This is a genomic window from Streptomyces sp. NPDC051976, from assembly GCF_040680795.1.
GTDB lineage: Bacteria > Actinomycetota > Actinomycetes > Streptomycetales > Streptomycetaceae > Actinacidiphila.
The window spans coordinates 65,074-87,083 of the sequence record NZ_JBFAXL010000034.1 but is presented as its reverse complement, the minus strand read 5'-3'; the positions used below and the strand labels follow the sequence as shown (position 1 = coordinate 87,083).

At 69.1% G+C, this 22,010-nt stretch carries 22 protein-coding genes and 1 pseudogene; 12 read left to right on the top strand and 11 right to left on the bottom strand.

The genetic code is table 11. The features are described from left to right. Window positions 1-62 precede the first annotated feature (62 nt). The gene (locus AB0M29_RS28780) at window positions 63-1,016 is read left to right on the top strand and encodes an SDR family NAD(P)-dependent oxidoreductase (protein WP_365387750.1); all 954 of its coding nucleotides are present in this window, start codon (window positions 63-65) and stop codon (window positions 1,014-1,016) included. A 400-nt stretch (window positions 1,017-1,416) separates the two neighbouring features. Then, window positions 1,417-2,580, top strand: coding sequence for an AAA family ATPase (locus AB0M29_RS28775; protein WP_365387748.1), 1,164 nt, complete (start codon window positions 1,417-1,419; stop codon window positions 2,578-2,580). 312 nt (window positions 2,581-2,892) lie between these two features. Here the strand turns inward: AB0M29_RS28775 and AB0M29_RS28770 are convergent, their stop codons facing one another. Beyond that, window positions 2,893-4,002, bottom strand: a complete 1,110-nt coding sequence (locus tag AB0M29_RS28770) for an NAD(P)/FAD-dependent oxidoreductase (RefSeq protein ID WP_365387746.1) — start codon at window positions 4,000-4,002, stop codon at window positions 2,893-2,895. A 124-nt stretch (window positions 4,003-4,126) separates the two neighbouring features. Between AB0M29_RS28770 and AB0M29_RS28765 the strand changes: the two genes are divergently transcribed. Next, window positions 4,127-4,720 carry a helix-turn-helix domain-containing protein gene (locus AB0M29_RS28765; protein WP_365387744.1) on the top strand — a complete coding sequence of 198 codons (594 nt, stop codon included), beginning with the start codon at window positions 4,127-4,129 and terminating at the stop codon, window positions 4,718-4,720. A 322-nt stretch (window positions 4,721-5,042) separates the two neighbouring features. On the opposite strand, the gene AB0M29_RS28760 is transcribed toward AB0M29_RS28765, so the two are convergent. After that, window positions 5,043-5,828 (bottom strand): GNAT family N-acetyltransferase, encoded by a 786-nt coding sequence (locus tag AB0M29_RS28760; RefSeq protein WP_365387742.1) that lies wholly within the window; start codon window positions 5,826-5,828, stop codon window positions 5,043-5,045. Continuing rightward, complete coding sequence (locus tag AB0M29_RS28755; protein ID WP_365387740.1) at window positions 5,825-6,253, bottom strand: hypothetical protein; 429 nt, start codon at window positions 6,251-6,253, stop codon at window positions 5,825-5,827. The genes AB0M29_RS28760 and AB0M29_RS28755 overlap by 4 nt, the downstream gene beginning before the upstream one ends. An 872-nt stretch (window positions 6,254-7,125) precedes the next feature. Between AB0M29_RS28755 and AB0M29_RS28750 the strand changes: the two genes are divergently transcribed. From AB0M29_RS28750 to ugpC, 4 genes are all read left to right on the top strand, one after another. Then, window positions 7,126-8,289 (top strand): ABC transporter substrate-binding protein, encoded by a 1,164-nt coding sequence (locus AB0M29_RS28750; protein ID WP_365387738.1) that lies wholly within the window; start codon window positions 7,126-7,128, stop codon window positions 8,287-8,289. Between the two features lie 68 nt (window positions 8,290-8,357). Beyond that, window positions 8,358-9,239, top strand: coding sequence for a sugar ABC transporter permease (locus tag AB0M29_RS28745; protein WP_365387773.1), 882 nt, complete (start codon window positions 8,358-8,360; stop codon window positions 9,237-9,239). Continuing rightward, window positions 9,239-10,072 carry a carbohydrate ABC transporter permease gene (locus tag AB0M29_RS28740; RefSeq protein WP_365387736.1) on the top strand — a complete coding sequence of 278 codons (834 nt, stop codon included), beginning with the start codon at window positions 9,239-9,241 and terminating at the stop codon, window positions 10,070-10,072. The genes AB0M29_RS28745 and AB0M29_RS28740 overlap by 1 nt, the downstream gene beginning before the upstream one ends. Before the next feature lie 40 nt (window positions 10,073-10,112). Then, window positions 10,113-11,303, top strand: a complete 1,191-nt coding sequence (gene ugpC, locus AB0M29_RS28735; RefSeq protein WP_365387733.1) for a sn-glycerol-3-phosphate ABC transporter ATP-binding protein UgpC — start codon at window positions 10,113-10,115, stop codon at window positions 11,301-11,303. A gap of 68 nt (window positions 11,304-11,371) precedes the next feature. Here the strand turns inward: ugpC and AB0M29_RS28730 are convergent, their stop codons facing one another. Both AB0M29_RS28730 and AB0M29_RS28725 read right to left on the bottom strand, forming a co-directional pair. Continuing rightward, window positions 11,372-11,809, bottom strand: coding sequence for a Fur family transcriptional regulator (locus tag AB0M29_RS28730; protein WP_365387730.1), 438 nt, complete (start codon window positions 11,807-11,809; stop codon window positions 11,372-11,374). A gap of 6 nt (window positions 11,810-11,815) precedes the next feature. Next, window positions 11,816-12,277, bottom strand: a complete 462-nt coding sequence (locus AB0M29_RS28725) for an ATP-binding protein (protein ID WP_365387728.1) — start codon at window positions 12,275-12,277, stop codon at window positions 11,816-11,818. Between the two features lie 314 nt (window positions 12,278-12,591). On the opposite strand from AB0M29_RS28725, the gene AB0M29_RS28720 reads away from it, so the two are divergent. Continuing rightward, a complete protein-coding gene (locus tag AB0M29_RS28720) occupies window positions 12,592-13,269 on the top strand; it encodes a carbohydrate-binding protein (protein WP_365387726.1) in 678 nt (225 codons plus the stop codon). 430 nt (window positions 13,270-13,699) lie between these two features. Here AB0M29_RS28720 and AB0M29_RS28715 read toward each other — a convergent pair whose 3' ends face one another. Further along, the gene (locus AB0M29_RS28715; protein WP_365387724.1) at window positions 13,700-14,953 is read right to left on the bottom strand and encodes a hypothetical protein; all 1,254 of its coding nucleotides are present in this window, start codon (window positions 14,951-14,953) and stop codon (window positions 13,700-13,702) included. Window positions 14,954-15,144: 191 nt separating this feature from the next. On the opposite strand from AB0M29_RS28715, the gene AB0M29_RS28710 reads away from it, so the two are divergent. Together AB0M29_RS28710 and AB0M29_RS28705 are read left to right on the top strand one after the other, a co-directional pair. Then, window positions 15,145-15,489: a hypothetical protein gene (locus AB0M29_RS28710; RefSeq protein WP_365387722.1), complete on the top strand. Its 345-nt coding sequence runs from the start codon at window positions 15,145-15,147 to the stop codon at window positions 15,487-15,489. 704 nt (window positions 15,490-16,193) lie between these two features. Further along, window positions 16,194-17,402 carry an ATP-binding protein gene (locus AB0M29_RS28705; RefSeq protein WP_365387720.1) on the top strand — a complete coding sequence of 403 codons (1,209 nt, stop codon included), beginning with the start codon at window positions 16,194-16,196 and terminating at the stop codon, window positions 17,400-17,402. Window positions 17,403-17,547: 145 nt separating this feature from the next. Here the strand turns inward: AB0M29_RS28705 and AB0M29_RS28700 are convergent. The 3 genes and pseudogenes from AB0M29_RS28700 to AB0M29_RS28690 form a co-directional block, all read right to left on the bottom strand. Next, window positions 17,548-17,775, bottom strand: a pseudogene (locus AB0M29_RS28700) (glyceraldehyde 3-phosphate dehydrogenase NAD-binding domain-containing protein); the annotation flags it as partial. A gap of 84 nt (window positions 17,776-17,859) precedes the next feature. Beyond that, window positions 17,860-18,471 (bottom strand): hypothetical protein, encoded by a 612-nt coding sequence (locus AB0M29_RS28695; RefSeq protein WP_365387718.1) that lies wholly within the window; start codon window positions 18,469-18,471, stop codon window positions 17,860-17,862. A gap of 154 nt (window positions 18,472-18,625) precedes the next feature. Continuing rightward, window positions 18,626-19,465: a universal stress protein gene (locus AB0M29_RS28690; RefSeq protein WP_365387715.1), complete on the bottom strand. Its 840-nt coding sequence runs from the start codon at window positions 19,463-19,465 to the stop codon at window positions 18,626-18,628. 201 nt (window positions 19,466-19,666) lie between these two features. Here AB0M29_RS28690 and AB0M29_RS28685 point away from each other — a divergent pair, with 201 nt between their 5' ends. Further along, window positions 19,667-20,224: a hypothetical protein gene (locus AB0M29_RS28685; RefSeq protein ID WP_365387713.1), complete on the top strand. Its 558-nt coding sequence runs from the start codon at window positions 19,667-19,669 to the stop codon at window positions 20,222-20,224. Between the two features lie 95 nt (window positions 20,225-20,319). Further along, window positions 20,320-20,892 (top strand): hypothetical protein, encoded by a 573-nt coding sequence (locus tag AB0M29_RS28680; RefSeq protein WP_365387711.1) that lies wholly within the window; start codon window positions 20,320-20,322, stop codon window positions 20,890-20,892. A gap of 28 nt (window positions 20,893-20,920) precedes the next feature. On the opposite strand, the gene AB0M29_RS28675 is transcribed toward AB0M29_RS28680, so the two are convergent. Beyond that, a complete protein-coding gene (locus tag AB0M29_RS28675; protein WP_365387708.1) occupies window positions 20,921-21,466 on the bottom strand; it encodes a universal stress protein in 546 nt (181 codons plus the stop codon). Window positions 21,467-21,491: 25 nt separating this feature from the next. Next, window positions 21,492-21,782: a universal stress protein gene (locus AB0M29_RS28670; protein WP_365387705.1), complete on the bottom strand. Its 291-nt coding sequence runs from the start codon at window positions 21,780-21,782 to the stop codon at window positions 21,492-21,494. Between the last annotated feature and the right edge of the window lie 228 nt (window positions 21,783-22,010).

Here is a 22,010-nt window from a genome sequence, read left to right as displayed (position 1 = left end):
CGAAAGTACTTTAACGTCGTACACAAGATACCTTCGGTACGTTAGATAGTTGGGAGCCTGGCATGAGCGAGAAGTGGACGACGGCGAACATTCCGGACCAGCGCGGGCGGGTGGCCGTGGTGACCGGAGCCAACACCGGACTGGGGTACGAGACCGCCAAGGCGCTCGCCGAGCGCGGGGCGTCCGTGGTGCTCGCCGTGCGCAACGTAGAGAAGGGCGAACAGGCCGCGGCCCGCATGACCGGCGACGTGACCGTGCAGGCGCTGGACCTGACCTCGCTCGACTCCGTCCGGACCGCGGCGGCGGCGCTGCGGTCCCGGCTCGACCGGATCGACCTGCTGATCAACAACGCCGGCGTGATGTACACCCCGAAACAGACCACCCGGGACGGCTTTGAGATGCAGTTCGGCACCAACCACCTCGGCCACTTCGCGCTCACGGGGCTGCTGCTAGACCTGATGCTGACGGTGCCCGACTCCCGCGTGGTGACGGTCAGCAGCACCGGCCACCGCATCCGGGCCGCGATCCACTTCGACGACCTGCATTGGGAGCGTTCGTACAGCCGGGCCGCGGCCTATGGTCAGTCCAAGCTGGCCAACCTGATGTTCACGTACGAGCTGCAGCGTCGGCTGGCCGCGCACGGCACCACCGTCGCGGTGGCCGCCCACCCCGGCATGTCCAGCACCGAGCTCGCCCGCAACATCCCCGCGGCCTTCCGCCTTCCGCTCACCTGGCTCGCACCGCTGATCACCCAGAAGCCGGTGATGGGCGCGCTGCCGACCCTCCGGGCCGCCACCGACCCCGCCGCGCTCGGCGGCCAGTACTACGGTCCCGGCGGACGCAACGAGATCAAGGGTTACCCCCGGCTGGTCACCTCCAGCCCGGAGTCGTACGAGGTGGCCGTCCAGCAGCGGCTGTGGGCCGTCTCCGAAGACCTCACCGGGGTGAAGTTCCCCATCGCTGAGTCCAGGCAGAGCTCGTTTCCCTCCGGATCGGCCACCACCTCGCGTGAGTAGCAGGCGCCGGCTCGTCGCGACGCAAGCGGGCGGCGCCAAGACCGACGAGGCGCCCGCACGCCGCTTCGGGGCCGCCATCCGCTCGTTGCCATGCAGGCCGGGTGCAGCGCGTACGCCCAAGTGGGCGGTACTCGGCGGTCTCGCCCTCCGGAACCTGTTGAAGGGACATCTGCATCAGATGATCGGCGAGAAGCGGCCTACTGAGGATCAACTCGTGGAGTCGTAGGGGCGCCTCCGCGGCATCCCGTACCGCAGCAACCTGATCGACGGCTGCCTCACCGAGACAGGCCTGACCATCAATCCCCCATGACGACATGACAAGTTCAGCCTCAGTAGGTTGGACCGCATGGACCTTTTGTCGTCTCCTTACAGTTCTGCTCCCGGAGCTCCGCCTCCCCTGATGGCGGGGCGCGAACGCGAGCTCGGCCGGTTCGAGACGACCTTGAGCAGACTGGAAGCGGGGCGGTCGGCGAACACGCCGTTCCTCACCGGTTCTCGCGGCTCGGGGAAGACGTCCCTGTTCAACGCGATGACCAGCCGGGCGAAGCATCGCGGCTGGTACGTCGGCGCAGAGGCGGCCATCCCGGACACGCCACTGCCGGCGCTGATCGCCCTGCTCGCGCACGACGTCCTGCTTGCGATGAGCGCCAGGCACCGGGCCGTCGACCGGGTGAAGCGGGCCATGGGCATCCTCAAGGCATTCACCTCGGTCTCGGTCGCCGGAATCCGGCTCGACATCAACAGCGAAGCTGTCACCGGCACCGCCGACAGCGGCATCCTCGAACTGGATCTGCGCCGTCTGTTCACGGAGATCGGCGAGATCGCCCAGGCGCAATCGGTCGGGGTCCTTTTCGCATTGGACGAGGTACACGTGCTGGGTAACGACGAGTTACGCGTGCTCGACTCCGCGCTTCACCGGTCGACCCAGCGGCAACTGCCGGTGGCCTTCCTAGGCGCCGGCCTGTTCCCCTCATGGCAGGGGACCGGGTTGCACACCTTTGATCCGAGGGGCATCAGCTCCTACCGGTCGCGGAGTGCCACTCTCAGCTATACCCGCCTGGAACCCCTCACCGACGCAGAAGCACGCCGCGCGCTGTGCGAGCCAGCTGCCGAGTCCGGGGTGCTCATCACCGCCGAGGCACTGGCCAGGGCGATCGACTTCTGCGAGGGCAACCCGTGGCTTCTGCAGTTCGTCGGCGAGACCGCCTGGGAGCGCGCGCAGTCCTCACCGATCGGGATCGAGGCCATGAACAGCGCCCTCGCGGAAGTACGGCATCGACTCCACGAGTCGTACTTCCCGCGGCTTCTCCGCAGGTGCACCCCGGAGCAACGCACGATCCTTGCGGCCATGGCCCGGGAAGGCGGCACGAACGTGCCGGTCGGCACTGTGCGTGCGCCCGGCCCGGACGGACACGACAACGAATTCATCAACGACCTCGTCGACCTCGCACAGCAGGACTTCATCCAACTGCACAACAACTACTGGCTCTTCGCGGACACCACGTTCCGCATGAGTTTCTCGACTCCCGGGCTCTGCCGCTATCTGCAGTCCGCCACACGGTGAACGAGGCGACCGGCCGCCCCTACCCGGCCCACGTTCCGACGACGTTCCCCATGGCATCAACCCAGCCCGGATGAAGACTCCTTTGCGGCTGTGCGGCCAGTTGGCACATGACATTGCGAGTTCCATCTCAGTAGGTCGCGGATCCGGCGGCGGTGACAGCCCAGTGGGTGGCCGACGACGAACTCCTTCCGGATGGGGAGGAGCACGGCGAACTGGTCCCACAGGGTTCGAGCTTCGATGTGCGGTGGGGCGGCGAAGACCTACGAACGGCCTCAGTTTGGCGCCGCGGGCCCGCAGGGCGGTGGGGTCGACTCAGGAAGTCGCTGCGGGAACGAGGTGGTCGAGTCCTTGCGCACTGCCCGTCGCGGCCTCGATCGAGCGCGGCAGCATGATGCTCTCGTAGACCCGGACGGCGTCGTCGACGCTGGACTCGGTGACGAGGGCGTGGGCGAGGTCGGAGCCGTCGAGCATGGCGAGATTGGCGCCCAACCCGACCGGCGGCATCAGGTGCGCGGCATCGCCGAGCAGCGTGACACCGGGAACGTGCTGCCAGGTGTGCGGGACGGGCAAAACGAACAGCGAGCGGTTGATGAACGCGTGGTCGCTGTTGCGCAGGAGGTAGCGCAGACTCTCGTCCCAGCCGTCGAACATCCTCAGCAGCCACGTGAGCACGGCTCGCTCGTCGCCGAGGTCGATACCGGCAGCCACGTGCCAGTCCTCCGGCGCGCGGAAGGCGATGTAGGCGCGGATGTGGCCGTTGCTGTTGCGCTGGGCGACCAGGGACCTGCCGACGCCTTTCGCCAGCATCGATCCGCTGCCGACCAGCCGCGCGAGGTCGGGATGGCGGGTGTCGCAGTCGTCGAACCCGGTCTCGACGAAGGTGACACCGGTATAGCGAGGGGTGGCATGCGACAGGGCCCGGCGGACGCGCGACCAGGCGCCGTCGGCGCCGACCACCACGTCGAAGTCCTCAGCGGTGCCGTCACCGAAGAGCAGCCGGCAGGTGCCGTCCGGCAGCGGGGCGGCCGCGGTGACGGCGCGGTCCCACCGCACCGTGCCCCCGGTGAGTGAGTCCAGGAGCAGCCCCCGCAGTTGCCCCCGGTCGATCTCCGGGCGCCCGCCGGCGTCGGGTGGACCCTGATGCGCCAGGAGGGCGGCACTGGCGAAGTCGCGTACGTGCCACTCGTCGGCTTCGGGGCGGGCAAGAGCTTGGAATCGGCCGAGGAGCCCCGCCGCACGCAGGGCGGCCTGGCCGGTGTCGGCGTGCAGGTCGAGCGTGCCGCCCTGCGGACGGGCGCCGGCGGAGGCATCGCGTTCGAAGACGGTGACGGAGCGGCCGTGTTGCTGCAGGACTCGGGCACAGGTGAGGCCACCGAGACCGGCGCCGACAATCGCGATGCGGGGATCAGGCGCGGAGTTCATGGAAGTGTCCCTCGGGAGGTGGGTGAGCTGCCGGGAGGCCCGACAGCACCAAGAAAGCACACTCACAACATAAGTGCAATGACTCAACTTTTGCAGTCACTCCACATTGGGGTATGGTGGGAGAGTGACCGAACCGACCGGGCGTCGCGAGCGCAAGAAGGCCCAGACCCGCCAGTCCCTGGCCGACGCCGCACTCGAGCTCTTCCTCGACCGCGGCTACGACCAGGTCAGCGTCAAGGACATCGCCGACGCCGCCGACGTCTCGGTGACCACCTTGTTCAAGCACTTCTCCGGCAAGGAAGCCCTCGTCTTCGACCAGGACGACGACCTGGAGGCGGCGCTCGTCGCCGCCGTGCGCGACCGCACCCCCGGCACATCGATTCCCCAGGTTCTGCGCGAGCACATCCTGCTGAAGCAGACCCAGCTGGCCGTGCATGCCACGGACCCGCGGTTCGCCGACTTCACGCGCATGGTGCAGGAGACCCCCGCGCTGCGCGACTACGCCCACCGCATGTGGACGCGCCACGAAGCAGCCCTGGCGCAGGTCATCGCCGAGGCCGTCGGCGCCCCCGAGGACGACGTCACCTGCGCCGCCCTGGCTCACTTCGCCCTCGGGGCCCGGGACCTCATCCTGCGGCACGCCGATCCGCACCACGCCGCCGACGAGGCCTTCGCGCTGCTCGAACACGGCTGGGCAGCCTCCCACCCGGGCAACTGACCACGCCGGCGCGCGTCTGCCCGCGGATCCGGCCAACCGCACTGCTCGACGAACTGCGCGACAGTCCAGGGCACATGCTCGCCCTGCTGGGGCACGAGGCCATGTGCCGCCCGAGGGAGGCCACACCGCCAACGACCTCAGGCCTCTTCCGCGCCCCGAGCGACACCCAGCGCACGCAGTTCACATACCTGCTTGTGGTGGTGCGTGACGAACTGGACCGAGAGCACCGACCACTGCGCCACCCCAGCGTCTCTCGACAGGAAGATCCGTGAGGCCGCGGTCCCGACAGGCCGTCCTGCGCGTCAGCGGCCACAGGCTTCCGTCATGGCGCGGCCGGCGGTGAGTACAGCACCACTTCGCTCACCCGCTCGAACCCCAACCGGGTGTAGACGGGCTGCCCTTGGCTGCTGGCCTGCAGGGTGCAGACGGCCATCCCGTGGTCGCGCCCGATGCGCATGGCCGCCGCGGTGAGCGCCGCACCAACGCCCCGTCCGCGGTGGGCCGGATCGGTGGCGATCCAGTAGAGACCGGCCACGCCGTCGCTGATGAGGACGGCCGATGTGGCCACCGGCCGTCCGTCGATCCGCCCCACCAGCCGGACGAGCTGGCCGAGGTCAGTTGGGAGACCGGTTTCGGTCTCGATGACCGCATCCCTCAGATCGGGTCCGATGCCGAAGGACGTGGCGTAGGCGTCCACGTAATCCACCACCCGCTCACGGGTGTTCACGTGCTCGATGGTGAGTCCGGCGGGATGTGGCGGGGCGGGCACGGCGTCGAGCGACGTGGCCATGACCGGCATGCTGCCGGCCCGTCGGTATCCCCGCGCCTCCAGTGCCTGCGCCGTGCCGGCGTGGCTGTCCGGACCTATCCACCAATGCCATGGCAACCCGCTCAACCGCGTCTCCGCGTCGACCGCCGCCTCGTCCACGGGGCGCTCGACCAGCCTCAGGACGCCGTTGAGCAGCCTGTGCGGCAAGCCACTACGGTAGAGCGCCAGTTCGGCATCGAGTCCGTGCGAACCGCCCCAAGCGAACCAGTGGGCGCGGAGGTTGGCCATCTGCGGGTCGAGGTCATGGAGGGACGTGACGACCGGCTGTGGTGATGTCATGCCGGGGCCCCCGCGCCGGTGCCGACAGGGATCCGCACATCCGACAGGTGGCCGCGGAGGAACGTGCCGACGGCGACCCGTTCCGCGGACACGCCGCTACTCAGCAGCCCCCGGTATGCGGTGAGGGCGGGGAATCCGCTGCTGCGTGCGACGGCGGCCAGGTCCACCGACGAGGCGGCCGAGCCCACCGCGTAGGCACCGCCGTGAAAGCAGAGGACGGCCGCGTCGTCCCGCGTGCCGACTGTCTCCACGCAGAGTGCGGGGGCACCGCCGAGTTCCCTCGGCGTGGTCTTCACGTCTTCGGGCAGCGGGTGGGCCGTCAGCAAGTCCTCGACCAGGGTTTGCCGCACGGCCAATTCGCCACCCAGGCCGAGCGGACCGTCGCGGAGCAGGCGGTCGAAGGCGGCGCGCTGGGGTTGGCTCATGTCTGCTTCTTCTTCCGATGACGTGTTTCGAGCGGAGCGATGTTCGGGTGGTCCTACGGGAGGGGAAGATCTCCGGCGCCGCGAGGGGCTCATCTTGTCGACCCGACCGGGAAGGAGACCGACGAAGCCGGCACCGAGGACGACTGCGTTTCCGTTTGGCACACGACGTCATGCTCGGCGCTCCCTCATGCCCAGAAACAGGTCAACCGGTGTCCATCTGGTGTCCGTACACCTCGCGTTCCCTCAGTTCGGCGGCGATGCGGGCAGGCCGATACGGCCGGACCTGCCGCGCCTCATGATCCGGGAGATCGAGGCCGTCTCCACTGCATCGACCAGTCCCGTGGAGTTCGGTTCCTCCCACTCGCCATTCCTTTCGCCACCGGCCGTCCTCGCCGGAGTCATCGAGGCGGCACACTCGGTGATACAGCGGCCCGATCGGTCACGGAGCTCCCCCGCCGACGGATGCGCCATATCCATCTGCGTCGGGACCGACCGCCGCGGACCGCAACTCCTGCCCCGGACGGAAGAGCTCAGTTCACGGGCCCCGGGGTCGCACGTTCGTACCCGTGTGGGCCGATCGGGGGGCCTTGTGGGCACGGCTCAGCTTGCCTCCCGTGGAGCGGGCGTCGCATCGGTAGGTTCGCTGTGATCACACCTCGCCCGAGTAGCGGGGTGGTTTACGGAGCCCGTGGGCCATGCAGGTGACGGGATGACAACGGACGGTGGGACACGTGCCCCGACAGGGCGGTAGCAACGGAGGGCCGGCGCGGGCCGCGCGCCGGCGCGCCCGGTGGCTGCGCAGCCTGAGCGCGGTGCTCCTGTTGGTCGGCCCTGTGACCTCGTGCAGCTCAAGCAACTCGGGTGTAGTCACATTGAATTGGTACAACTTCCCCGATGACTCCGGTGCGCTGGCCGGTGCAGCCAAGGACTGCGGCGCCGCCTCGGGCGGCCGGTACCGCATCTCGTACAACAAGCTTCCGCGCACCGCGGACGGCCAGCGGCAGCAACTGGTGCGCCGACTCGCCGCGAAGGACAGCGGGCTCGACATCATGGGCCTCGATGTGACCTGGCCCGCCGAGTTCGCCGAGGCCAAGTGGATCCTGCCGTGGACAGGAGCCAACCGGCAGCGCGCCGTGGAGGGCACACTCGCGGTACCGCTGCAGACGGCGATCTGGAAGAACACCCTGTACGCCGTCCCCTACAACACCAACACCCAGTTGCTGTGGTACCGAAACGATCTTGTGCCCACACCGCCGACGACCTGGGCCGGATTGGTGAGCATGGCACGCGACCTGGCCAAGCGAGGCAAACCCCACTACGTGGAGATCCAGGGGGCCCAGTACGAGGGGCTCACCGTCTGGTTCAACACCCTCGTGGAAAGCGCGGGCGGGTCGATCCTCAACCGGGCCGCCACCGCGCCCTCCCTCGGGCCGCCCGCAGTCGCCGCGGCCACGATCATGCGGGAATTCGCCCGCTCACCGGCTGCCGATCCGTCCCTGTCCAACCAGATGGAGGACCAGAACCGGTTGGCCATGGAGTCCGGGACCGCCGCCTTCGAGATCAACTACCCTTTCGTGTATCCGTCGATGAAGGCGAACAACCCCAAGTTGTTCAAGAGCTTCCGATGGGCGGCCTACCCGGGCGTGGACGCGAACCGGCCCGCGAGACCGACCATCGGCGGCATCGACCTGGCCGTCGGCGCGTACTCCCACCACCCCGCCCTGGCCTTCGAGGCGGCGCTGTGCCTGCGCAACAGCAAGCACCAGATCAGCGCGGCGGTCACCGGCGGTCTCCCGCCGACCCTGCGCGCCCTGTACTCCGACAAAAAGCTCCAGCAGAGCTACCCGTTCGCAGACGCGGTGCTGAAGGCACTGGAGAACGGCAGTGTTCGCCCCCGGACACCCGCCTACCAGAACGTCTCCATCGCGATCTCCCACACGCTCTCTCCGCCGTCCGGTATCCAGCCCCGAGCCGACATCGACACCATCAGCGGGCAGATCCGCGACGCGCTCCAGTCGAAGGGGCTGATCCCGTGAGCGGACAGGTTTCGGGACCCGCCGCGGACTCCACTCGAGGCCCCGGCCAGGACGCCGCCCGGTCCGCGCTGTCCGAGGGCGCCCGGCAGGAGCGGCGGCTCGGCTGGTTGCTGTGCGCACCCGCGGTGGTCGTCATGCTCGCCGTCACGGCGTACCCCATCGGCTATGCGATCTACCTGTCCCTGCAACGCTACGACCTGCGCTTCCCCAGCCAGGCGAAGTGGGTATGGCTGAGCAACTACTGGGCAGTGCTCTCCTCCCCGTTCTGGTGGGAGGCGTTCTGGGTCACCCTGTTCATCACGGTCGTCTCGGTGACGGTGGAACTCGTCCTCGGATTCGCGCTGGCGCTGGTCATGCACCGCACGATCTTCGGCCGCGGACCGGTGCGTACGGCGGTCCTGATCCCGTACGGCATCGTCACCGTCGTCGCCGCCTTCTCCTGGCAATACGCCTGGACTCCGGGCACCGGCTACCTCGCCGCTCTTCTGCCCGCCGGTTCGGCACCCCTGACCGAGCACTGGCCTGCCATCTGGCTGATCATCCTCGCCGAGATCTGGAAGGCAACCCCCTTCATGGCGCTGCTCCTGCTGGCCGGGCTCGCCCTGGTGCCGGAGGAGGTCCTGCGTGCGGCGATGGTCGACGGCGCGTCGTCCTGGCAGCGGTTCGCCTTCGTGATGGTGCCGTTGATGAAGCCGGCCATCCTGGTGGCGCTGCTGTTCCGCACCCTGGACGCCTTCCGGATCTTCGACAACATCTACGTGCTCACCTCGGGTGCCCATGACACGGGCTCGGTGTCCATCCTCGGCTACGACAACCTCTTCACCTCGCTCAACCTTGGCATCGGGTCGGCGATCTCCGTGCTGATCTTCATCTGCGTGGGCCTGATCGCCTTCGCCTTCATCAAGCTCTTCGGAACCGCCGCGCCGGGCGCGAAGGGAGAGGAAGGCTGATGGCAAGCGCAGGCGCGCGACACGTCACCCGCTGGGGCGCGGTCAACCTCGTCGTAGTCGTCTACGCGCTGTTCCCTGTCTGGTGGATCGTGGCGCTGTCCTTCAAGGACCCGAGCACGCTCACCGACGGCAACTTCTTCCCGACCAAGTGGACCTGGGCGAACTACCGGGGGATCTTCGCCACCTCGGAGTTCACCCGGGCACTCGTCAACTCCATCGGTATCGCCCTGATCGCCACCACCATCGCCGTGGTGCTGGGCACCATGGCGGCCTACGCGGTGGCCAGACTGCGCTTCCCCGGCAAACGCCTGCTGATCGGCATGTCGCTGCTGATCGCGATGTTCCCGCCGATCTCCCTGGTGTCCCCGCTATTCAACATCGAGCGCAACCTGGGCATCTTCGACACCTGGCCGGGCCTGATCATCCCGTACATGACGTTCTCCCTGCCCCTGGCGATCTACACGCTCTCGGCGTTCTTCCGGGAGATCCCATGGGATCTGGAAAAGGCGGCCAAGGTCGACGGGGCCACTCCCGCCCAGGCGTTCCGCCAGGTGATCGCCCCGCTGGCCGCTCCCGGCATGTTCACCACCGCCATCCTCGTCTTCATCTTCTGCTGGAACGACTTCCTGTTCGCGATCTCCCTGACGTCGACCACCCGGGCCCGTACGGTGCCCGCGGCCATCGCCTTCTTCACCGGGAGCAGCCAGTTCCAGCAGCCCACCGGATCGATCGCCGCCGCCGCGGTGGTGATCACCATTCCCATCGTCATCTTCGTGCTGCTGTTCCAGCGGCGCATCGTGGCCGGACTGACCTCCGGTGCCGTCAAGGGCTGACCGGCAGGGACCGACCACCAGAACGAGGAGTTCCGAAAACGTGGCCGAGATCGTTCTCGAAGGCATCACCAAGCGGTTTCCCGACGGCGCGGTGGCCGTGCAGGATGTGGACCTCACAGTCGCCGACGGGGAGTTCGTCATCCTGGTCGGCCCGTCCGGCTGCGGCAAGTCCACCACCTTGAACATGATCGCCGGGCTGGAAGACATCTCCGAGGGCACCTTGCGCATCGGTGGCCAGGTCGTGAACGACAAGGCGCCCAAGGACCGGGACATCGCCATGGTGTTCCAGAGCTACGCGCTCTACCCGCACATGAGCGTGCGCGACAACATGGGGTTCGCACTACGGCTGGCGAAAACCGACAAGGACACCATCAGGCGCAAGGTGGAGGAGACCGCCCGCATCCTGGACCTCACCGAACACCTGGACCGCAAGCCCGCGAACCTCTCGGGCGGCCAGCGCCAGAGGGTAGCGATGGGCCGCGCCATCGTCCGCAGTCCCAAGGCCTTCCTGATGGACGAACCGCTGTCCAACCTCGACGCCAAACTGCGGGTCCAGATGCGTACCCAGATCTCACGGCTCCAGCACCGGCTGGGCACGACCACCGTCTACGTGACCCATGACCAGACCGAGGCCATGACACTCGGAGACCGCCTCGTCGTCATGCGCAGTGGACTCGTCCAGCAGGTCGGTACCCCGCAGGACATGTACGACCACCCGCGCAATCTCTTCGTCGCCGGATTCATCGGCTCACCGGCCATGAACTTCCTCCAGGGAAGGATGGAGGGCGACGCCGTGAGCACCGTGCTCGGCGAGCTTCCGGTGGACGCGCGGACACGCCAGACGCTGGAACGGCTCGACGCGCCCCGGGACCTCGTTGTCGGCCTGCGACCCGAGGCGTTCGAGGACGCCGCCTTCGTCGACCCCGGCCGCAGCGGATCGTCGTTCACGGCCACCGTCGACGTGATGGAATCCCTGGGATCCGACGTCTACGCCTACCTCGGCGAAGAACACTGGGAGCGGCCCGCCACCTCGGAACTGCAGGAACTGGCAGCCGACGCCGGTGTCGAGGAGACCGGGGCCCGGCAGGACCAGATCGTCACCAGGCTCAGCGCGGCAACGCGTATCCGCGAGGGAAGCCAGGCGCAACTGTGGGTGGACACCTCGGGAATGCAGCTCTTCGACCCGCGCACCGGCATGAACCTCACCCATGACCAGCCGAACGACGCCTGATCCGGCAGAGGAGTCCCGCAGGGCGAGCACAAGCAAGATCGGTGTGAACGGCCCGAACGTCGAAGCTCTCAACCGGACTCAGCGCCGCAGGCGGGGCACACGCCCCAGAACGTCACGCTGGCTTCGTCGATCGCGTACTCCTCGGGCAGTTCGGGGTCCATGCAGGGGGCCCCGCCCACCTCGCACCGCACGTCCTGCAGGACACGGCATTTTCGGCAGACGAAGTGATGGTGGTTGTCGTTGCGCTCGATCTCGTAGCGGGCGGGCTGACCGCCGATCTGGGTGATGCGGATCAGGCCGGCGTCGGTCAGCGCACGCAGCACGTTATAGGTGGCCTGGAGGGAGAGCCCGCCGGTGACAGCCTGGGCCCGGTGGCGAAGTGTGTCCGCCTCCAGGTGGTCTGATGACTCGTCGAGAACCATCAGCATGGCGATGCGCTGTACGGTCACGCGCAGTCCCGCCTCACGGAGCCGCTCCGCAGCCCTGGCCATGTGCTCCTCAGACACGGAGGCTCACCTCGTCCCCTCCGTATCGTCGCCCGTGCGCAGGTCGAACCACACACTCTTGCCGACTCGCTCCTGATCCCAGCCCCAGCGAGCAGACAGTGTCGCGACCAGTTCCAGGCCGCGACCGCACTCGTCGTCGGGACCGGCCACGATCAGCTGTGGTGGCTTCGGAGACCCGTCACTGACGAGGCAGCGCAGATCTGACGCCCGCCGCAGAGTCAGCCGGACGGGAGGACGACCATGGCGGAGGGCGTTGCCGACCAGTTCGCTGACGAGTAGCCCCGCGACGCACTGCGTGTTCCGGGGAAGCCCCCATCCGGCGAACGCGTCCGAGACCATCTCCCGAGCCAGGCCACAGGCGGTTAGCGACCACGGCATGGCCCACGGTCCCGCCGTCACCGCCGGACCGAACCGCGTCGAGTCCTCGAGATCTTGGTCATCGACGGATATGTCGCGCATCTTGATCATCCTCGAGCTGTCGCCCGCTTGTCCTATTTTTGATGTTACGCCCTTTATGGAGTCAGTCAAGAAGAGTGAATGCCCTGACGTACGCGAGCGGCCCAAGTGCGTGGAGGCGGCAACCTGCGATGGCGTGTTCAAGCGCAAGCGATGACGGAGACCCGAATGTGGCAGGTTCACGCCAATGACAACGTCGTCAGCCGAGACACCTTGACGACGACTTGGTCTAGTCCAATCATTCCCACTACGCCCTCACACCAGCCGTCCGCGGGGCGATCGATCGCGGACGGAACTCACGCACACCCATCCCCCCTGGAGCACCCATGCCTGCTCGCACCTGGCTGGCCGCGCTTCCCGCGGCCGCCTTACTCGTCGCCCTCGGCGCCACCACCGCACACGCCGGGACGGTCCCCACCGGCCCCACCGCCCTCCGGTCGGCGCCACTGTCCACCTGCACCGTCACCAGCACCCTGGCGGGAGACCACTACACCCCGCTGCAGATCGCCCAGACCGCGAAGGCCAACGGCTTCACGGGCAACGGGCTGGTCATCTCCGTCGCCGTCTCACTCGCCGAGAGCAGCGGCTGGACGCGCGCCGTCCTCGTCGACTCCGACTGCAGCCGGGACCGGGGCCTGTGGCAGATCAACTCCTACTGGCACTCCGAGGTCTCCGACGCCCAGGCATTCGACCCCAACGGCGCGGCGCAGGCGGCCTATCGGATCTCCTCGTCAGGCGGCAACTGGACGCCGTGGACCACCTACACCAGCGGCGCGTACCAGGCGTACATGGCCACCGCCCAGCAGGCCGTCAACCAGCTGAACGGCGGAGGAGGCGGCGGTACGGGGTGCGGCGCGCTCAGCCCGTGGAGTGCGTCCAACGTCTACACCGGCGGCGCCGCAGTGTCGTACAACGGCCACCGCTGGACGGCGAAGTGGTGGACGCAGGGTGACGTACCCGGCGCCAACTCACAGAACGTCTGGACCGACAACGGCTCCTGCTGACCGCGTGTCCGGACCGGCCCGGGAGTCGCCCGCACGCGACTCCCGGGTCTCGACACGTCGCGCGGCGGGCGGCCTGCTCGGCGCGGACGTAGTCACGCGGGCTGACAGCGAGCACAGGGCTGAACGTCCGTCTTGTATCTCCGGTTCCGGTCCCGTGCAGACCGCACAGGTGCGGGAGCGCCCCCATGGCCTGGCACAGACCCGGGAGCGGGACACACCACACACTTACGCCGCATCACCCACCTGCTCGGCCAGCGTCCACAACCGGCCCCCGCTCGGTGCCGGGCCGCCCGTCCCCGTTTCCGCCCACCGCCAGAACCGGGCTCCGACAGCTGGCCGCTACGGAGGGAGCACCGGCCGGTACGGCTCATGGGCAGTCAAGCCACCGGAGCAGTCTCCTGCGGTGGTGCCGTGGCCGCCGCCGCACGGGTCAGTTGGCCAGCCTCTCACGGACATCGGTGACCTGGGCACTCATGCTGTCGCGGCGGTTGGTGAGCGCCGCCAGCTCGCGCTCGGACTCCATGGCGATCCGGCCTGCTTTCGCATGCGCCTCCCCCACGATGTCCTCCGACTGGCGCACGGCGCTCTCCACGGTCTCGCGGGCGCGGCGCTCGGCGTCGCCCCGCAGCTTCTCCGCCTCCAGGCGGAGCTGCTCGGCGCGGTCCTCGATCTCCGCCAGCCACCTCTCAGCCTTGCCGCGGCGCTCCGCCAAGGCCCGCTCGGACTCCTCCTGACGCTCGGCCAGGTCGGTCTCGAGGTCCGCGGCGGCCCGGACAGCCTTCGCGCGGGTCTCCTCCCATAGCGCTTCCGCCTCCTCGCGGCGCTCGGCCGCCTCACGCCGCGCTGCCAGCCGGACCGCATCGGCTTCGGCATGCGCCCGGTCCAGCTCTTCGCGCCTGTCTTCGGCCATGCCAGCGGCTTCCGCCAACCGGCGGCGCTCTGTTGCGGCAAGCTCCTCCAACTGCTCCCGTTCCGCCTCGTCCTCGGCCTCCTCCAGCCGGGCCTCCAGCCGTTGGCAAGCTTCTCTGGCCTGGTCACGCTCCCACAGCGCCCGGGCCAGTTCTTGCTCGAGAAAGCGGATCTCCTCCCGCAGACGCTCACACTCACCGGTCAACGCGAGTTCCCTCCCCCGATAGACGGCTATCTCGGCTCCGGTGGCTCGCTGCTCCACGGCACCGCGCTCAAGTTCCCTGAGCTGCCGTTCAAGCGCTTCGCATTGCTGTTGCCGGTGGGCAACACCTTCTTCCAGATCCTTGATCTTCATCTCCGCCTGCTCCTGCTGCAGAGCAGCTTCCTCCAGCCGGTCAGACGCCTGCTGCAATTGGTACTGGCCCGGTTTGCCGGCAAGCAGCGCGTCGCCGTGCAGTTGGTACAGCCCGTTGCGGCGCTCCATGATCTCCTGCTCGGCGACCTCGCGCTCCTGGCGCTGCTGCCAGCAGTAGAGGAGAACATCCAGGAAGTGCTTGTCAGGCAACCTCTGCGCCGAAAGGTAGCGGGAGACCGTCGCGGGATTCATGTGATGCCCGATCGCGAACATCCGCAGCGACATCCCCACACCTGCAAAGTGCAGTCGCATACTCAGGGCCAGGTCACGGCTGGCTGCGCGGACTTCCGCGCCGATCGGTTTCAGTCCCGAAGGGTCCTCATCCCCGTACTCCCCTGTGGTCTGCGCACGCCCGCTCATGAGCTCCCCCTCTGCCTGAAATATGTTCCGAATCAGAGTGTTTCCGCTTCCTCCTCCCGATATCAACCCCTAAGCGTTACCACCGACATCGGCAACACCCCGACCAGACGTTCCCGTTCCGCAACACCCCCGAGGCCCTGAACGCTGGAGACCCACTCGCCGCATGACGGCCAGCCAGCACGGGAGCGATCATGAAGAACACATCGGACCGGCGGACGCTCTGTCCTGCCAGTACGCGCCAGCACTCCGGTGGCCCTCCACGCGACCACCCGCCCAGCCACACCGCCGCCCAGGAGGCCGCCATGACCACCCTGTTCCTTGCACACGTCGGCCAGTTCAACGCACTGCAACGCGTACTGCTCGTCGGACTCGGAACCCCCGCACTGACCCTGGCCATGGCAGCCTCCCTCCCCGCTCTCGCCCTCCTGCCGTTCCTCCCCCACGGCACCGAACGCACAGCCAGGCTGCTGCGCGCCCACGCGGCGTACCTGCGCACCCTGATGACAACGAGCCAACGGCAACCCAGTACCCCCTGACAGTGCCTCACCGCGATGGCCCACCAGCCCTGGTGGACAAAGCGAGCACGCACACCCTCCTGGGGCTTCGACGGGCACCGCCCCCCTGCGCGTCGCTCCCTCTACACATTGGAAGTCGCCCCGGCGCGGCCGTACCCGTCCCTCTTGATCCGCCTGACTCTGCTGACGTTGCCCTCGACTTCGCCGGAGCTCCACTTCCGGCGATGACCGCCTCGAAGTCCTGCGCCAGGCCCAAGGAGTGCCCTCACCGACCACGCCCCGCACGATCATGGTCGAAGCCCGCACGATCCCGACGCGGGAACGGCCACTGCGCCGCGCAAGCAGGTCACCAACCAGTGCGGGCGGACGCGAACTGCCGGGCACGCCCGATTCAACGGCGCCTCATCGCCTCCGGTGGGGCGGACGCGGGATGACCTGGCTCCCGGTGAACGGCGGCCCCGCCACAGCGCATCGTGGACACGCTCACGCACCTGGGGCGGCGGCCGTTCGTGGAGTTCTGGTCCCGCCACGAGAGTGGCGGGACCAACTTGTAGTGCCGGCGCACCCGGCTGCCCCCACGACGGGCGGCATGGCTGGGACGTCAGTGGGGTCCACCGCTCCGGGCAGGCAGAACGGCGCAGAGCGGGCTCGGACGAGCCACTGTTCTGGTGGTCGGCGGTCGGGAGTACCTGCCGGGCGTGCGGTGTACCCGCTAGCCTGCCGGTATGGACCCACGGGGGAGCCCTTACACGCCGGGGGCGGGCATCGGTCCCACAGTGCTTGTGGGCCGGGCCGACGTGATCGAGTCGTTCGACGTCATGCTCGACAGGCTCGCGCTGGGACGGTCGGGCACCGCTCCCCTGGTCACCGGCGCCCGCGGGTCGGGCAAGACCGTGTTGCACAACGAGCTGTTACGACGGGCTCGCAACCGCGGCTGGTACGTGGCTGCCGAGGAGGCGATCGCAGGTGCGCCGCTCCCGGCCCTCATCGCGGTCATGGCGCGGGACGTGCTTCTGCAGATGCGGGCGACGAACCGGTTGTCCGACCGTGTGAAGCGGGCACTGGGGGTGCTAAAGGCGTTCGTGTCGGTATCTGTTGCCGGCATCAAGCTGGAGATCAACACTGATCCGGTTCCTGGGACGGCGGACACCGGCATCCTCGAACTCGACTTGCGGCGGCTGTTCGTGGAGATCGGTGAGGTGGCTCGCAGCCAGGGTGTGGGCGTCCTGTTCGCTCTCGACGAGGTGCACACGCTTCCCGATGCGGCGCTGGCCACCGTGGACACGGCCATCCACGGGACCGCCCAGCGATCCCTGCCGGTCGCCTTCTTGGGCACGGGCCTCTTCCCATCGTGGAAGGGCACGGGGCTGGACGACCCGACCTCGACAGTCACGCACCGGGCGCGGACGGAGGTCGAGCGGCACGTCCGCCTTGACCCGCTCAACCACGTCTTCTCGCGGCTGGCGCTCATCGGGCCGGCTCTCGTTCAGCGGGTGCGCTACGACGACAATGCCGCCGAACTCGCCGTGCGCTATTGCCAAGGGAACCCCTGGTTGCTGCAACTGGTCGGCGACTACGCGTGGAGAAACGCGGACACCCGTCGCATCAGCTACGAGGCCGTGCGGCGGTCCCTGGCCGAGACCGAATTCCGCCTCGGCCACACGTTCTTCCCGCGCCTTCTGCACGAGTGCGACGGTGACGAACTGGAGGTTCTGCTCGCAATGGCAGGAACGGGGCAGGACACCGTGCCTGGTCATGTTCTCACCCGGGCCGATCCATCCCTCGTGGAAACACGGCTGTTGGCGCTCGGGCGGCTGGCGGAGAAGGACTTCATCGTCCTCGCCGGTTACACCAGCAATATCTTTCACAGCGCCTTCGAGGTCCAATTCTCCGTGCCTCGACTACGGGCGCACCTGAGCAATCTGCACCGGTGAGCCGACGGGCAGACCCGGACGCCGGGCCGTGGCGCATCACCGTCACCGCGGAACGCGACCCCGCAGCGCCCGTCGACCTCGTCGACTATACCCAGGCCGGCCGGGAGGAAGAGCCGTAGGCGCCGAAACCCGCTGCACCACGACAGCGCTGCCCGCCGACGGACAGGATGTGCCCGTCGTGGGTGACGCGGTGCGGGAGGCGGCCGTAGGTGGAGTCGTAGGCCAGCAGGTGCGCGAGGGTGGCGACCGGGGCGATGTCGTTGACGGCGACCACCTCGATGGCGGGGCTGGTGGCTTCGTCACGGTCGAGCAGGGCGCGCAGGTAGGTGCGGCCGATGCGGCCGAAGCCGTTGATGCCCACTCGTACGGTCATCGTGATTCTCCTTGACGTGAGTGGTGCGACGGGCGGGGGCACCGCCGTGTCGGCGGTGCCCCCGGTGGGACGGGCGGGCTGCTGCTAGAGAAGCCAGCGATTGCGGCGCACGAAGGGGATCTGGGCCCAGATGCGGCCCAGGCCCCAGGTGTTGCCCGCGTAGACGGCGGCGAGCAGGATCATGACGACCGCGTACAGCACGTGGTAGTCGACCAACGGGTTGGAGGAGAAGCTCGGCGCACCACTCGACAGGTGCTGGGCCAGGGGCCATTCCGCCGCCCACATCATGGCCATGAGGACGGCTCCGGCGGCTGCGGTGATGCGCAGGGCGATGCCGCTGACCAGGGCGAGGCCGATTCCGAGCAGGCCGAGCATGAACAGCGTGTCGGTCCAGCCCTTGCCCGCGATGTCGTGGAAGAAGGACTGCAGCGGACCGGCGGCGACGCCGGACAGGAAGCCCTTGGTGGGTGAGCCGCCGTCGGCCCAGCCCTTGCCGGAGCCGGTGGCGTAGTGCCAGCCGAACGTCTTGTCGAGGAACGCCCACAGGAAGACGAAGCCGGTAGTGATCCGCACGACCGCCGCGGCCCGCGCGGCGGTCGGGGTCATGACGGCGCCGTGCCGGGGTGCGGTCTCCGCTGCCTCGACGGTCGGCACCTGCATGCTGGAGGTGAGGCGGGATTCCTGGTGAACGGCCATGACGGCCCCCTTGCCGGTGAGTGGTGCGGGCGGTTGGTTACGGAACTACCTTGCTGCGCGTACGCCTTGCCGCGCTGGGGGCCGACGGCCCGACGCCAGGGGGCCGAACGGCTCTGCGTGCAGGGCGGGTTGGGGCTGCCGTCCACGGGTCGGCTCACGTCCGCGGCACCGGGATCACGGCCACGGGGCAGTGCGAGTGGCGCAGCAACGCGTCGGTGACCTGGCCGAGTTGAAGGCCGATGCGGGACGGCCTGCGGTGTGCGGCGATCACCACCAGGTCGGTGCCGCGCGTCGCTTCGAGGAGGGTGTGGCACGCGGTGGCCCTGACGGCTGCCGTCTCCACCGCAAGTCCGGGGACCACGCTGCGCAGCGCGGCAACGGCGTTGCCGGGCACCACGGCGGCCCTGCGCGCCTGCGCCTCGATCTCGTCGCGCACCGGTGCGGCGAGTTCCGCGCGCGCGTTCACCGGCTGCCGGTAGGTCCACGCGTGGAGCACCCGCAGTCGGCTCCCCCGCAGACACGCCTCCTCGAAGGCGAACAGCGCCGCTTCCGCGTCGGTGTCGCTCTCCACTCCCAGGAGGACCCCGCCCGATGCCTCCGTCCCCGAGGTGTGTACGCCACAGCCGCGGACGACGAGCAGCGGCCCGAGAGTCCTTGCGGCCAGACGCCGGCTCACCGAATGGAGCAGCATGCCGCCGAGACCGCCGGCCCCGCGGGAGCCGACGACGGTGAGTTCCGCCGTCCGGCTCCGCTCCTCCAGGACGTCGACGGGGTCACCCACCACCGGCACCGCCGTCACCGCCAGGTCCGGGTGACGCTCCCTGACACGGGCTGCCGCCGACCTCACCACGGGCGCCGCCTCGTCCAGATCCGCCACACAGTGGACGATCTCCAGGCGTGCCCCGCGCAGCAGGGCTTCCCTGGCCGCCGCATCCAGCGCCCGGAATGCCGCGACCGAGCCGTCCATCCCCACGGTGACCTTGCGTCCGTTCATGACCGTTCCCTCCCGTCGGTGGCTGATACCGCTCCGATCGTCGTGAGGTCCAACTGCCGGGGGCAGGGCCGTTCGAGGCCCGCCACGGGCCCGACTCGTCCCGGTGCCGGGGGCCGTTCGGCACTCGTCAGCGGCGTCGCGGCGCGCGCAGCCTGGCAGGGCGGGCCGACGGCACCGCCCTGGGGAGAGGGAGGCAACGCCATGCACAGGAGCAGGTGGCTGTGGCGCTGGCGGCACAATCCGCTGCGACAGCGTGCGTACCTGGTGGAGGCATGGGCCCTCCTGGCCGTGACGGTGCTCGCGCTCGGCGGGGCGGTGCTGACGGGGTCGGTGGTGGCAGTGGCCGCAGAACACCGTGCGGCCCGCCATTACCTGGAAGCACACCGCACGACCGCCGTGCTCACCCAGAACGCCTCGGATGCGGCGGGCTACTCCGACCTGGCCACGGCTCGGGTGCGGTGGACGGCCGCCGACGGCACGACGCGAGCCGGCCGCGCCGGCGTCGGCTCCGGCGCCAAGGCGGGGTCCCGCGTGATCATCTGGACCGACGGGGCCGGCAGGATCGTCGCGGCCCCGCCGTCTCCCGCCAAGGCACGGCTCGAAGCCGAGTTGACCGGCGCCGCCGCCGCGTGCGGTGTGTGCGTGGGCATGCTCGCCGCCTGGGAGATCGCCCGTTGCCGCACCGACCGGCGGCGCGCGCGGCGCTGGGCCGACGAGTGGGAAGTGGTCGGCCCCCGCTGGAGCCACCGCAACGCCTGAACGGCCGCGCACCGCGGTACGAGTGACCGAACGACTGCCTCTCCAGGGCCTGTTGGCCCGTTCTTCCGACAACTCGACGAGCGGACAGTGACGTCATGAACACACGCATTGTGGTACTGGGCAGCGGCAACAGCGGCACCCTCGCGGCCAACCGGCTGCGGCGGTACTGCGATGGGGACGACGTCCGGATCATCGTGATCGACCGGCGCGACACCCGCGACCAGGAGACCGACCTCCTGATGGCCCTGGGGCTGTACGGGGCGCACGCGCTCCTGGCGCCTGAGCACCTTCGTCTGCGCGACGGCATCGAGTTCCGGCACGCGGAGGCCGCCACCGTCGACCCGTACGGCCGGGAGGTCTACCTGACCGACGGGACCACCGTCGGCTACGACGTGCTCGTGCTGACCACCGGCACACCTCTCCTGCGCGGCGAGCACGGCCTCGTCCAGGTCAACCCGCTCACCCGGCGGTCCCTGGCCCACCCCGAAGTCTTCGCCCTCGGTGCGGCCGCCGCCGGCCACACCACTACCAGCCCCTCGATACACGTCCAAGCGGAGAACACGGCCCGGACCGTGCAATGGCTTCTGGCCGACGGCGAACTCCCTCGCCGCGACACCACGAGCCGCGACAGGACGGGAACGCCCGCCGCGGCCGGCCCCTTGCAGTAAACGCGGCCGGTGGCCCGCGCCACCGGGCTCACTCGTACGGGATGACGGCCACGGGGCACGCGGAGTGGTGCAGGACCGCATGGTTGACCATGCCCAGCTGCCACCCGACGCGTGCCCCGCGGCGGCCGCCCACCACCATCAGATCGCTCCTGGCGGAGGCGTCGAGCAGGACGTGGTGGGCCCGGCCCTCGGGTGTCTCGCGGCGCACGGTGACCTTCGGGAAATCCTGTGCAGCAGCTGGCAGAGCGGTGTCGAGTACGCGCTCGGCGTCCTGCGCTCCGTGCTCGGGCTCGTCCCCCGACCCGTGCCTGATTCCCGGGAGGTCATGGGCAAGGCGGTGCCATGCGTGTACGGCGTACAGCTCGGCCTCGCGGGCCTGCGCCGCACGGAACGCGAATTCCACCGCCGCCGACTCCGCGCCACCGACGCCCAGGGTCACCCGGGAGAAGTCGCCGCGGATGTTGGACGCCTCACCGCGCACCACGACGACCGGGCAGGTCGCGTAGGCCGCGACCTGCAGGCTCGTCGAGCCCAGCAGCATCCCGGTGATCGTTCCGCGTCCCCTGGTACCCACGACGATCGCGGAGGCGTTCTCGCCCTCACGGAGCAGGGCCAGGCCGGGCTCGGCGGGCCCGAGGAAGGTGCACCGTCAGCGCGGGGGCGGTCTTGGCGAGCCGCTCGGCCGCCTGGCCGACGATGCCTTCGGCCATGACGTGCCCGGCTGAGGCCTTGGTGCGGAAGTCGGGTGTGACTTCTTCGTACCGCTCCCACATGGACCCGTACACCAGCCGGAGCGGCAGGTCGAACCGGGCGGCCTCGGCCGCCGCCCAGTCGACCGCCCGCAGACTGGAGTCAGAGCCGTCAACACCGACGATCAGCGGCTTGTTCATGGCTGCACCGCCTTCCCAGGCGCACGTTCGATGCGATCACCTTCCACCCTGGCATGCCGTTCCGCCCGTGATGAGGGCCGGTTCGGCCCGTGCCCAGGGCCGGTCGGCCCCTGTCCGGAGTGAGGTCCGGCCGCGATCCGCCGCGCCGGACCGGCGGATCCGCGCACTGCGGGGCGCCGGGACCGAACGGCCCTCGCGAAGAGCCCGGACAGCCCCTGCCGCGGGTGG

What these genes read in the sequence shown, in the direction of transcription:
- AB0M29_RS28780 (WP_365387750.1), top strand. Translation starts at nt 63, where the DNA reads ATGAGCGAGAAGTGGACGACGGCGAACATTCCGGACCAGCGCGGGCGG.
- AB0M29_RS28775 (WP_365387748.1), top strand. Translation starts at nt 1,417, where the DNA reads ATGGCGGGGCGCGAACGCGAGCTCGGCCGGTTCGAGACGACCTTGAGC.
- AB0M29_RS28770 (WP_365387746.1), bottom strand. Translation starts at nt 4,002, where the DNA reads ATGAACTCCGCGCCTGATCCCCGCATCGCGATTGTCGGCGCCGGTCTC.
- AB0M29_RS28760 (WP_365387742.1), bottom strand. Translation starts at nt 5,828, where the DNA reads ATGACATCACCACAGCCGGTCGTCACGTCCCTCCATGACCTCGACCCG.
- AB0M29_RS28755 (WP_365387740.1), bottom strand. Translation starts at nt 6,253, where the DNA reads ATGAGCCAACCCCAGCGCGCCGCCTTCGACCGCCTGCTCCGCGACGGT.
- AB0M29_RS28740 (WP_365387736.1), top strand. Translation starts at nt 9,239, where the DNA reads ATGGCAAGCGCAGGCGCGCGACACGTCACCCGCTGGGGCGCGGTCAAC.
- AB0M29_RS28725 (WP_365387728.1), bottom strand. Translation starts at nt 12,277, where the DNA reads ATGATCAAGATGCGCGACATATCCGTCGATGACCAAGATCTCGAGGAC.
- AB0M29_RS28720 (WP_365387726.1), top strand. Translation starts at nt 12,592, where the DNA reads ATGCCTGCTCGCACCTGGCTGGCCGCGCTTCCCGCGGCCGCCTTACTC.
- AB0M29_RS28715 (WP_365387724.1), bottom strand. Translation starts at nt 14,953, where the DNA reads ATGAGCGGGCGTGCGCAGACCACAGGGGAGTACGGGGATGAGGACCCT.
- AB0M29_RS28710 (WP_365387722.1), top strand. Translation starts at nt 15,145, where the DNA reads ATGAAGAACACATCGGACCGGCGGACGCTCTGTCCTGCCAGTACGCGC.
- AB0M29_RS28705 (WP_365387720.1), top strand. Translation starts at nt 16,194, where the DNA reads ATGGACCCACGGGGGAGCCCTTACACGCCGGGGGCGGGCATCGGTCCC.
- AB0M29_RS28695 (WP_365387718.1), bottom strand. Translation starts at nt 18,471, where the DNA reads ATGGCCGTTCACCAGGAATCCCGCCTCACCTCCAGCATGCAGGTGCCG.
- AB0M29_RS28690 (WP_365387715.1), bottom strand. Translation starts at nt 19,465, where the DNA reads ATGAACGGACGCAAGGTCACCGTGGGGATGGACGGCTCGGTCGCGGCA.
- AB0M29_RS28685 (WP_365387713.1), top strand. Translation starts at nt 19,667, where the DNA reads ATGCACAGGAGCAGGTGGCTGTGGCGCTGGCGGCACAATCCGCTGCGA.
- AB0M29_RS28680 (WP_365387711.1), top strand. Translation starts at nt 20,320, where the DNA reads ATGAACACACGCATTGTGGTACTGGGCAGCGGCAACAGCGGCACCCTC.
- AB0M29_RS28670 (WP_365387705.1), bottom strand. Translation starts at nt 21,782, where the DNA reads ATGAACAAGCCGCTGATCGTCGGTGTTGACGGCTCTGACTCCAGTCTG.